This is a genomic window from Microbacterium sp. Clip185, assembly GCF_028743715.1.
GTDB lineage: Bacteria > Actinomycetota > Actinomycetes > Actinomycetales > Microbacteriaceae > Microbacterium.
Genome location: NZ_CP117996.1, coordinates 2,196,864 through 2,208,388, shown reverse-complemented (window position 1 = coordinate 2,208,388; position 11,525 = coordinate 2,196,864). Strand labels below are relative to the sequence as shown.

Sequence of the window (11,525 nt, the reverse complement as noted above, 5' to 3'; positions counted from 1 at the left end):
TTCAGCCTCCGGTGGTGGGGTCGTTGTTGGCGGGCGGGTCAACGGTGCCCTGGCAGTCCGCACGGACATCGAACGTCTCGGTCTGGTAGGTCGCGGCGCCGTTCGACCACACGAACTCGATCGTCGCCGTGACGCGCTTGGTGCCGTTCGGGACCTTAAACGGGTTCGCGGGGTCGGGATCGATGCGCTGGGGGAAGAGAACGCCGTCGCCGTAGTAGGTGACGGAGCCTTCCTTGATCCGGGCGTTACCGAGTCCGCCGATCACCTGGCTCACCGCGACCGTCAGATTCTTGCCCACTGTGCACTGCGTGATCTGCGGATTGGAGAGCTTCTCCTGACGAGCCTTGGTCGCGTCAGCCGGGCCGACCGCGCTCTCGGGGCTGCAGCGCTCCTGATTCGACCCGTTCACGCAGTACTTCGCCGTGATCTGACCCTCTTGGCCGAAGTCGGGCTCGCGGTTGTTGATCACCGTCTCGAACCCGGACTTGCCCGGCACATCCACGTTGTTGACGCGGTAAGAGACGCTGCCGTCCCAGTCGGTCGAGCGGCGGATCGAGTAGGTGCCGCCGGCGGGAGCCTCCGGCTGCTGCCAGGCCCACCCGTCGGCGGTGGCGCTCTTCGCGGCGCCGAAGCCGTTGCTGACACACGCGCCGACGGTGTACTTCTGGTTCTCCTGCAGGCCGTTGATGGTCGTCGTCTGCGATGTCTGCCCGTTCACGTTCGCGCGCAGGCCCGTGCCGTCGGGGCCGACATCGCAAGAGAAGTCGCCCCAGCCGGCTCGGTACGCGACGTAGATGATCTCCCGGCCGCGGTTGCTCCAGTTCATATCCACGTTCGGCCCGGTGACGACCAGCGCATTCTTCTGCTCGGCCGCGATTCCGACAGCGTCGGTGCGGGGCAGGCCCGCCACCTGGACGCCCACGTTCTTGGTCTGACCGATCGAGCCGCTGCCGTCGGGCGCCGAGTTCGCGCTGTTGGCTGTGACCGTGACCGTGGCCTGACCGACCGGAAGCGTGACCGTCACCTCCGTCGTGTCGCCTCCCGAGCGCGGCACGTCCCCATTCGCGCCCGTGACCGAGTAGGTGCGCACCTCGGGGTCGATGTTCTGGATGTCGATCTTCACCGCGCCCGCATCATTGGTCGTCCGATTGCGGTCGTAGACCGGCACGGCGGTGACGTTGCCGACGGCCGGCTGCCGATAGGCCCAGGCCTGCACCGTCACGCCCGTGCGGGATTCGCCGACCGTGTTGAACGCGCGAGCCTCGTACGTGCGGCGGTCGCCGTTGCTGGAGACCTGGAACGGTTCGCACGCTCCGGCGGCGGAGCACGTCGTCACCTGCTGGCCGCCCTGCAGGATGTGGAAGCCCTGCAGCGCGGGGTAGGCGTTGCCCGCGGCGCCGGGATCGACGCGCAGCGTGATCGTGCGATCGCCGAAACCGACCTGCGTGACGCTGTTGGGCGCCTTGGGATATCCCTGCAGATCGAGCGTCACCTGGCCGTTGCGATCGCCCGCGGACTGGCGTCCTTGCGCGTCCTCGACCGTGAAGCTCACCGTGCAGCGCGTGCCGTCGGCATCCGGCGACCAGTTCGCCTGGATGGCTGTGGAGCTGGCGACGCCGAAGGAGACGCCATTGCAGCTGCCGCCCGAGGCGCCTCCGACGGCGACGAGCTTCAGAGGCGTGCCGGGCAGCGGGTTGATCTCGCCGCCTTGACCGATGACGTCGATCGTGCAGCCGTTGCCCGAGGACTGCAAGCACGACTGGGTGAGCGTCGCGCCCTTCGGCAGGGTCGAGGGAGCCGGCCCCACCTGGAGGGCGAGGGTGGCGGGGCGCACGTCGCGGTGGCTCGGCAGGGTGACGGTGACCGGCTCCTGGCGGCCGGGACGTGCGGCGTCGCGGGCCGTGACGGTCACCTGCGAGCCGGAGGTCGAGATCGTGAACTGGTCGCCGGCGTACGAGGTGGCGTACTGCAGCGCACCCCAGTCCTCTGTGCCCGCCCACGTCGTCATGTCTCGCAGCTCGAACGTCGCGGAGGAGCCGGGGCTCACGGTGAGCGACGCGGCGCGCAGCTCGGGCTGGGGGTCCTCGGCGATGACGTCGACGCGGATCGTCAGGTAGGTGTAGGTGTCCTGCCCGAGAAGGCGCACCGGGACGACGCAACTGTCGGTCCAGGGCGCGCCGGCGCCCGCGGAGTATCGCACGGTCGTGCCCGACACGAGGGCGCACGTGGCTTCGGCCCGGCCGCCGCCGGCGGCGACGCGGGACGCGTCGATCTCGATCTCAGCGTTCGGGGGCAGCGCGACCGCACGGCTGAGGTCGACATCCACCGTGCCGCGCTCGTCGACCTGCACCGACGCCGCGGACGAGCGCAGGCTCAGCTGCAGGTCCTTCGTGCCGGGCACTTTGAGGAACCCGTATGACGTCACCTCGCTGCCGTCGAAGGCTGTGCCCGTCACCTGGAACGGGATGAGCTCCGTCTTGTCGGGGAGGCGACCCGAGATCTTGCGACCCTCGACCGAGACGCCGTCGGGATCGCCCCACAGGGAGAGCTTCAGTGCACCCACGTCGCCCGCGTTCCAGGACACCTTGCCGCTGAGCACGTCGACGCCGTCGGGGAAGTCCTCCCGCGTCTCGACCGTCAGCGTCGTGTCGCGCACCGACGGGTAGTCGGGTACGGGATCGCGGACGACCTTGAGCACGATCAGACCGATGGCCGTGTCTCCCTGGGCGTTGCGCACCGTGTACGCGAACGAGTACGTGCCGAGCTGCGTGCCGGCCTTCAGGCGCACCTCGTTGTCCTTGACGCCCTGCATCATCGCGTCCATCGCGCGGTACTCCTCGGAGCCCACATCCGCGTTCGGACGCACGTCGATCACCTCGAGCGTGGTGCCGGAGGGATCGAGGTCGTTGTCGGCGGGGCGCACGACAGCCTCCGAGTCGGCGCCGGCCTGCACCTGTACGTAGTCGCTGTAGGTCACCGGAGCCGGGTTCGATTCGGCATCCAGCACGCCGACGCGCACCTCGCCCACGCCGACTGCGCCCAGCGCGTCCTTCACTTGATAGGTGAAGGAGACCTGGCCCTTGTCGCCGGGCGAGCTCGTGTAGAGGATGGCGTCGCCTTCGGGCGAGATGGCCGCCGAGCCGCGATCCGGCTGCGCTGTGATGCGATCCAGCGTCACGGCGTCGCCGTCGGGATCGATCGCGTATCGCTCGAACGGGATCGAGACGGTCGCACCACTCAACACGCGACCGACCAGCGTGCGCGGCACGGGAGCGGAGTTCGAGTCCTCGGGCAGGACCGTGACGGTCACCGTGGCGGTGTCGGTCATGTCGGGGAAGCCCATGCGGTAGATCGTGTAGCCGAGCTTGTACGTGCCGGGCTCAGAGGGGGCGAGGTAGCGCAGCAGCCGGCCCGTCGCGAACGCGAGGCCCGCGCCTGACTCGTTCGTGATGCGGGACGGGTCGATCGCGAACTGCGCTCCCGTCGGCGCGGTGTCGTTGTCGAGCACCGGGATGTCGATTTGCGCCCCCGCACGCACCGTCACGGCGTCGTCGACGGCGATGGGCGGCTCCGCGGTGGGGGAGGGCAGCAGCACGACGGTCGTCTCGCCGGTCGTGGTGGTGTAGCCGTTGCCGGTTCCGTCCGAGATCGTGTACGTCACCACGCCGAGCGTCCCGGGCTGGGCGTTGTCGGTGGATCCGGCCACCCGCAGCATGCTCTGTCCGACGAGGTCGACGCTCAGCGAGGCGCTGGGATCGGGTGAGACCGTGACATCGCTAGCCAGCAGCACGAGGCCCGCGGGATTGGACACGGGGGAGATCACATCGATCGTCGCGTCCTCTCCGGGACGGACGAAAGCGGTGAGCGGCGGAGTGGAGATCTGTGTCGCCGCGGGGTCGACGATGGTGACCCGCACGGTGCCGGTGGCCTCGGCGAGCGCATCCGAGACCGTGTACTGCACGAGGTACGAACCGGGGTTCGCGGCGGAGAAGACGAAGGTGCCGGCCACACCGTTGACGGTGATCTGCGCCGCCGCATCCGTGATGGAGTTCGCGCTGCGCATCGTGATGGCACCGTTGACGCCGGTCACGTGCGGGCGCACGTCGATCGTGGTGGGTGCGCCGATGGTTCCCACCGCCGCGAACGACGCGGCAGTCAGTTGCGGGCTCGGAGTGATCGCGATCTCGAGCGGCTTCTCGGTCGACAGGCCCCTGGCGTCGGTGACAGTCACAAGGATCGTGACCGACTGGGCGTCGGTCTGGTTCGGATTGGGATGCTGGAAGGTGATGGTGCCCTGCGGGTCGAGGGCGACCGAGCCGATTCCGCTCTGGTTCACGGCCGAGGAGATGTACATCGGATCGCCGTCGGGATCGACCCAGCCCTCGAGGACGTTGACCGAGACGGTTCCGCCGGGCACGACCTGCGGGGACGGCCACGTCGCGAGACAGGCGTCGACACCGCACCACACCGGTGCGGTGTTGGCCGCGGGTGGGGAGACGGTGAGGGTGACGGTCGCCGGTTGCGAGGTGAGGCCGTCGCTGGTCGTGCCGTCCGTGACGCGGTATCGGAAGGTCGTCGACCCGCTCGCCTCCGGCGATACGCGCACGACCAGCTCCTGCTGCTCGTTCGAGACCGATACCGTTGCGAACGCCGGATCGAGGCCCTCGACGGATGCGGCCACGATGCTCAGCACGTCCTCGTTCGGGTCGTGGTCGTTCAGCAGCACCGGGAGCACGGCGCTTCGACCGGCGCGCACACCGAAGGCGTCGTCTACGGCGACGGGCGGCTTCGGATCGATCACGCGCTCGGCCTGAATGTCCTCCTGCTGCTGCGTCGGCACGTCCTGATCGGAGTCCCACTGCTGCGAGGAGGGCACGAGAGCCCCGTTCGGCAGCGTCCAGACCCAGCCCGAGCGCGTCTCGTTCAAGATCATGCGCGAGCCGTTGCTCAGGAACTCCGGCGCGACCTCGTCGCCGAGCGAACCTCCGGCATAGTCCAGATCGCTCTGCCCCGCATCCGAGCTCCAGAGCGTCCCCTGCGCCTGGCTGTTGGGCAGCCAGGCCGCGTACATCACGCCCTTCGCCTCCGCGGGAGCTGCGGGGGTGCCCTGGGCGGCGTCGACGACCCGCTCGGGGCCCGAGCCGTCGAGGGGGACGGCGACGAGTCCGGTGGTGTCGGCGATGTAGACCTCGTCGCGCGACGAGCCCGACTTCTGCAGGAGCCCGCCGATCGTCCCGGTATCGAGGGGCTGATCGCGTCCGCGGAGCCAGAGCTGGCCGGAGTCGGGTTCGAGCAGCGCCCAGGTCGTGCCCACGGCGCTGAGAGTGGCGGATGCGGGTGCGTCGGTCACCGCATCCGAGCCCTCGATCTTGCCGGTGCGCGCGTCGGCGCGCACGACGCGCTCCTCGGCGGATGAGTACGCGTAGACGATCCCGTCCACACCGACCGTGACGCTGTCGGCGACGAAGACGGGCCGTTCCTCGCCCTCGGCGACCTGGGTCTCGGCGTACGGGTCGATGGGCACGGTGCTGGACGGTGAGGCGAGCGAGCCGGCGAAGACGGCACCGTTGTCGGTGCGGTAGGCGATCGTGTCGCCGGTGGAGACGACATCCACGGTACCGGGCGGAGTGTTCTGGAACGCGTCCTCCGCGTCGGCGTTGAGATCGGCCGGCATCGCCATGTCGACGTCCGCGAACCGGGTGTCGCCCTCGGCATAGACCAGCAGGCGGTTCGCGTTCTGGATGAGCGCGCTGGGGTTCTCGACCTGCTTGACGGTGTCGATCTCGCCGACCGTCGTGTTGACGCGGGCGTAGCGTCGGCCCTCGCCGGACTGCATCGCCCAGATCGTGCCGTCGTCCGGCGGAGTCTGCTGGGCGTCGAAGCCGGGCCACACCACGGCGAGCGTCGTGACGACGGCCAGCACGGCGGCGATGGAGCCGCCGATGATCCAGCCGCGGCGGTCGGCGAGTCCGGTGCGGGGGGCCTCGGCCATCTCAGGCTCCTCCGAGGACGAGGACGGTCACGAGGACGGCTGCCGCAGCCACGAGGGCGGCGCCGCCGATGAGCAGGGCGATCATGCCACCCGAGAGTCCGCGGCCGCGCGGCGACGCACCCGCGAGGACCGTGCCCTCATCGGGGCGACGCCCGCCGCGGTCGCGCGAGCGTACCGGCCGCCGCGATTCGTACTGCACGCTGGGGCGCACCGGACCGCGGGCGCGATCGTCGGCGAAGTTCACGGGGGTTCCGGCGGAGGCCCACTCGTCGACCGCGACCTCCATCGGGGTGTGGGGCAGGCCGAGCTCGTGCTGGATCAGCTGCAGCTCGTACGCGAACTGGGCGGCCGAGGGGTGGCGGCCGGCCGGGTCGCGGTGCATCGAGCGCGCCAGTACGGCCTCGAGGCTCGCGGGGACGTCGGCCCGGCCGACGGGGGTGTAAACGGCTCGGCGGATGCGGGCCTTGAGCTGATCGCGACCGTTCTGGCCGCTTCCGGGGCGCTCGAAGGGGCTTCGTCCCGCCAACAGGGAGTACACGGTCGCCCCCAGCGCCCAGACCTCGGCGGGTACGGAGCCCGCGATTCGCTCGTCGATGATCTCGGGCGCGCTCCACGGCACCGACATGGCGAACACTTCTTCGTCGCCGCGTCCGCCCACAGCGGTGGCGATACCGAAGTCGGCCAGAACGGGCGCGCCGAACGCCGTCACCAGGAGGTTCGAGGGCTTGATGTCGCGGTGGAGCAGCCCCGAGCGGTGCGCGGTCTCGAGCGCCGAGCCGATCCGGATGCCGGCCTGGAGCACCTCCGCCAGCGGGATCTCCTCACGCCGGTAGCGCGAGCCGAGGGACCCGGGGCAGTACTCCATGACGAGATAGGGCCGCCCATCGGACGAGATGCTCGCCTGGTAGATCGTGAGGATCGAGGGATGCGCGCTCAAACGCGCCATGACATCGGCCTCCGCATTGAACATGCGCAACAGGCCGTCGTCGACGATGTCCTCGAGGAGGACTTTGACGGCGACCGGGCGGCGGGGCATGTCCTGCTCGAACAGGAAGACGTCGGCGAAACCGCCCGTGCCGAGGGGGCGCACATAAGTGAAGCCGGGGAGAACGGGCGGGGCCGCGGGCAGTCTCTGCGCCACCGGCGTCCCCCCTTTCCGCGTACGACGTGCACACCCGACGTACGCGCGGGACTCTGCCGAACCTTCCTATCACAGCGTCGCGCGAGCATCCGATTCGGAAACCTACGCTTGACACATGAGCTCTGAACTGTCCCGTTCGGCCAGCCCCTATCTCCGTCAGCACGCGGAGCAGCCGGTCGCATGGCACGCCTGGGGCGAGGCGGCTTTCGAGGAGGCGCGACGGCGTGACGTGCCGGTCATGGTGTCGATCGGCTACGCCACGTGCCACTGGTGCCACGTCATGGCGGCGGAGTCCTTCTCCGACCCCGACATCGCGGCGCACCTGAATCAGAGGATGGTCTCGATCAAGGTGGACCGGGAGGAGCATCCCGAGGTGGATGCGGTGTTCCTCGCAGCGGCGGCGGCGTTCACCCCTCACCTGGGGTGGCCGCTGACGGTGTTCACGACGCCGGAGGGCAAGCCCTTCTTCGCCGGGACGTACTGGCCTCCGACGGCGAGGGGTCAGCTCCCGGGGTTCGCCGACGTCATCGCCGCGGTCGATCAGGCATGGCGCGAACGCCGGGAGGCCGTGGTCGAGACGTCCCACGCACTGCAAGGAGCGCTCGACGCGGCGGCGCGCGAGCGGGGAGACCAGGCGCTCGAGCCCGCGTGGCCGACCACCGAGGTCCGCGCACAGCTCGCCGCGCGCATCGCGGCGCGCGAAGACCCCGAGTTCGGTGGTTTCGCCCCGGCGGGAGCGGATGCGGCGACCCCGAAGTTCCCGGTGTGGCCGGTGCTGCGTTTCCTGCAGACCGAGCCCGATGAGACCGCGACGCAGCTCGCCCGGCGCACCCTCGACCGTATGGCCCGCTCGCCGCTGCGCGATGCAGACGGCGGGTTCTTCCGGTACGCCACCCGTCGCGACTGGAGCGTGCCCCACTATGAGCGCATGCTGACCGACAACGCCGGCCTCATCCTGGTCGCGCTCGCCGCAGGGCGCGCCGACATCGCATCCGCCGCGGCGGGGTTTCTCATCGACACCCTCCAGCTGCCCTCCGGTGGATTCGCCGCCGCGCAGGACTCCGAGTCCTGGATCGATGGCGAGCGCAGCGAGGGAGGGTTCTACCTGCGCCCCCTCGACGAGCGGGGCGCACTCGAGCCGCCGCGCATCGATGACAAGCTCGTCAGCGGCTGGAACGGCCTGGCCATCGGGGCGCTCGCCGCGACGGGGGCCCGCCTCGGCCGTGAGGAGTTCGTGAGCGCAGCCGTGCGCGCCGCCCTGGCCGTCGAGGAGTCGAACCTCGCCGACGACGGGACTCTGCGCCGCGCCTCGCTCGATGAGATCCTCTCGGGCGCACCGGCGACGCTCGAGGACTACGGTGCCCTCGCCCAGGGGCTCGCGGTGCTCGCGATGGCGACAGGGCGTGTCGCCTATGCCGTCGAGGCGCGCCGGCTCGTCGACCTGTGCTGGCCCACGGAGGAGGCGGCGGTCGTGCCCGGCGGACGCGACACCGTGCTGGCGGCTCTCGGAGCGCCTGCGGTCGACGACGCCGACACCGACCGTCCGTCGGGGGCGGCATCGCTCGCCGAAGCCTCCCTCACGCTGTGGCGTCTGGGGGCGGGGGAGCGGTACCGGCGCCGGGCCGGCACGATCGTGGCGGCGCGCGCGACGCGCGCCGTCGAGGATCCGTTCTCGCACGCCGCCGTGCTGCGTGTCGCAGCGCTCCTGGAGAGCGCCGGTCGCCAGATCGTGGTGGTCGCCGACAGCGACGACCATCCGCTGGCCCGTGCCGCCCACGCGACGGGGACCGATGTCGTCGTTCGGGTGAGTGAGGCGGATGCGGCGGCGTGGTCCGAGGCGGGCTTTTCGCTGTTCACCGCTCGCACGGCCGCCGACGGACGGGCCACGGCGTACGACTGCCGCGAGTTCGTGTGCCGCCTGCCCATCCACGACGCGAGCGGTTTTGCCGCGCCGGTGGTGTGAAGTCGTCCTATCATCGAGAGCATGCCAGAGCTGGAGGAGCCGCACAGCGGCTACTGGTACGCCGACGACGACGAGTCGCGCAAGCGCCGAGCGGTCGATCTGCTGCAGGCGTTCCGGGTGTACCGCGCCGCGGAGGTCGCCATGAGACGGCGCACGCGCGAGGCGATGTCGATGGGCGAGAACGATCTGCTCGTGCTGCGCTACCTGCTGCGCGCGCAGCAGCGCGGCGAGCGCGTCTCGCCGGGTGAGTTGGCCCGCTACCTCGGGGTCTCCACCGCCTCGATGACGGCGATGGTCGACCGGCTGGAGAAGTCCGGGCACGTGCGGCGCGAGCGGCACGAGACGGACCGGCGCAGCATCTGGGTCGTTCCGACGGTCGATAGCGATGAGGAAGTGCGCCGCACTCTCGGTGACATGCACGAGCGGATGATGGATGCCGTCATCGACATGTCTGCGGATGATATGCGGATCGTCATGGAGTGCCTGGGCCGGCTGCAGGCCGCGGTCGACCAGGTCGACGCCCATTCCACCGTCGGCTGAGCGACCCATATGGCTCGTTGCGAGTCTTGCTCGTCAGGCTAGCTACCCGCTCGGACGGCCCCCGATCCGCGCGGCGGTGACAGCATGGGCAGCATGACCCTTTCACCCGACGCCGTCGGTGAGCACGACAGGACCCACATGGTCGACGGTTGGCTGCTCACCTCGTACGCCGGTGTGGTCGCGCGCCTGCAGGCGCGCTATCCGCTCATGCGCGTCTCGGAGATCGAGGCGATCGTCGCGAGGGAGTACGACGCATTCACCGGCGGGCGGCCGATCGCGGTGCCCGTCGACGTGGAGTCCGGGGCCGAGGAGATCCTGCAGATGCACGCCGACGAACAGGGCGCCTGAACTCAGACCCAGCTCGGCAGCCAGTTGTGCAGCCGCCAGAACTCGTAGGGCACCGGTATCGCCGTCCACACCGGATACCAGAACGCGGACAACACCACGCAGGCGACGAGGAAGACCGCGACCACACGTTGGCCCGCGATGCGGCGGTCGGCGTCGGCCGAGCCGGCGATGCGCCGGGCCGCGAGAGCGACGGCGATCACGAGGAACGGCAGCATCACGACCGTGTAGAACTGGAAGATCGTGCGCTCGGGGTACAGCAGCCACGGCACGTAGGTGGCGGCGAGGGCGACGAGAACGAAAGCCGCCTGTGCGTCGCGGGTCCGGATGAAGCGGTAGAGCAGGTAGAGCGCCGCAGCGATGCCGGCCCACCAGATCAGCGGGTTGGGAATGCTCGAGACCGCTTGGACGGTGTCGCCACTCTGGTGCCAGTACATCGACGTCGGACGCACGAGCAGGGGCCACTGCCAGGCCGGGCTCTGATAGCCGTGGGGGGTGGTGAGCCCGACGTGGAACGCGTAGATCGCTTCGTGGTAGCGCCAGAGGCTGGCAAGCGCCCCGCCGAGACCCTCGGATGCGGCCGCGCGCCCGTACCCGCCGGCGCTGGCGAGCCAGCCGGCCCACGAGGCCAGGTACACGATCGCTGCGACAGGCACGAGCAGCACGAACGCCGCAGCGCCCTGGCGCACCGCATCCGCGGGCCACTGCAGGATGCCGAGTCGGCGTCGGACGAGGGCATCGGTGACGAGGACGTAGAGGCCGAGGGCTGCGAGCACGTACAGGCCCGACCATTTCACCGCTGTTGCGGCGCCGACGGCCGCTCCGGCGGCGACGAGCCACGGCCGGTTCCAGAACACCGGTCCCCACGCGGGTCCGGTCGCATCCTCCTCGCGCGCGGGGAGTGCTCGCTGCAGGCGTTCGAGGTGCGTGCGGCGATCGAGCAGGACGAACCAGAAGCCGAGCGCCACGAACAGCGCGAGGATGCCGTCCAGGAGAGCGATGCGGCTGAGCACGATGGCGAGACCGTCGATGGCCATGAGGCCGCCGGCGATCGCTGCCACGGCCGTCGAACCGGTCAGAGTGCGCGCGACGAAGTAGACGATGAGCACGGTGAGGGTGCCCGCGGCGGCCACTGCGACGCGCCAGCCCACCGAGTCCCCGGAACCGAAGAGCCACATCCCGAGCCCGATGAGCCACTTGCCCAGCGGAGGATGCACGGAGAAGCTCCCCGTCACGAGCGGCGCCGGGACGTCGTCCTGGGCGAACAGGGCGTCGGCTCCCTCGGGCCAGTTGGCCGTGTACCCCAGCAGCCACTGCGACCACGCGTCCTTCACGTAGTACGTCTCGTCGAAGACCAGGGAGGACGGCGTTCCGAGGTTCGCGAACCGCAGGATTCCTGCGAACAGAGTCAGCAGGACGGGCGTCCACACCTGCACGCGCCGATCGAGGGCGCGGGAGCGGCGGATGCGTTCGGAGAACGCGTCGATCGCCGAGCGGCGCGGCGCGGGCGCAGTCGGCGGGGCGCTCGAGGTCACGCCCTCCAG

At 70.2% G+C, this 11,525-nt stretch carries 6 protein-coding genes; 3 read left to right on the top strand and 3 right to left on the bottom strand.

The annotated features are described in order from the left end of the window. Position 1: 1 nt before the first annotated feature. The gene (locus PQV94_RS10715) at positions 2–5,992 is read right to left on the bottom strand and encodes an Ig-like domain-containing protein (protein ID WP_274285827.1); all 5,991 of its coding nucleotides are present in this window, start codon (positions 5,990–5,992) and stop codon (positions 2–4) included. A gap of 1 nt (position 5,993) precedes the next feature. Further along, a complete protein-coding gene (locus tag PQV94_RS10710) occupies positions 5,994–7,133 on the bottom strand; it encodes a serine/threonine-protein kinase (RefSeq protein ID WP_274285826.1) in 1,140 nt (379 codons plus the stop codon). Positions 7,134–7,248: 115 nt separating this feature from the next. Between PQV94_RS10710 and PQV94_RS10705 the strand changes: the two genes are divergently transcribed. The 3 genes from PQV94_RS10705 (at position 7,249) to PQV94_RS10695 (ending at position 9,984) form a co-directional block, all read left to right on the top strand. Next, positions 7,249–9,096 carry a thioredoxin domain-containing protein gene (locus PQV94_RS10705; protein ID WP_274285825.1) on the top strand — a complete coding sequence of 616 codons (1,848 nt, stop codon included), beginning with the start codon at positions 7,249–7,251 and terminating at the stop codon, positions 9,094–9,096. 21 nt (positions 9,097–9,117) lie between these two features. Then, a complete protein-coding gene (locus PQV94_RS10700) occupies positions 9,118–9,636 on the top strand; it encodes a MarR family winged helix-turn-helix transcriptional regulator (protein WP_274285824.1) in 519 nt (172 codons plus the stop codon). A gap of 93 nt (positions 9,637–9,729) precedes the next feature. Continuing rightward, positions 9,730–9,984, top strand: coding sequence for a three-helix bundle dimerization domain-containing protein (locus PQV94_RS10695; protein WP_274285823.1), 255 nt, complete (start codon positions 9,730–9,732; stop codon positions 9,982–9,984). A 2-nt stretch (positions 9,985–9,986) separates the two neighbouring features. On the opposite strand, the gene PQV94_RS10690 is transcribed toward PQV94_RS10695, so the two are convergent. Then, positions 9,987–11,516: a dolichyl-phosphate-mannose--protein mannosyltransferase gene (locus tag PQV94_RS10690; protein ID WP_274285822.1), complete on the bottom strand. Its 1,530-nt coding sequence runs from the start codon at positions 11,514–11,516 to the stop codon at positions 9,987–9,989. Positions 11,517–11,525 lie beyond the last annotated feature (9 nt).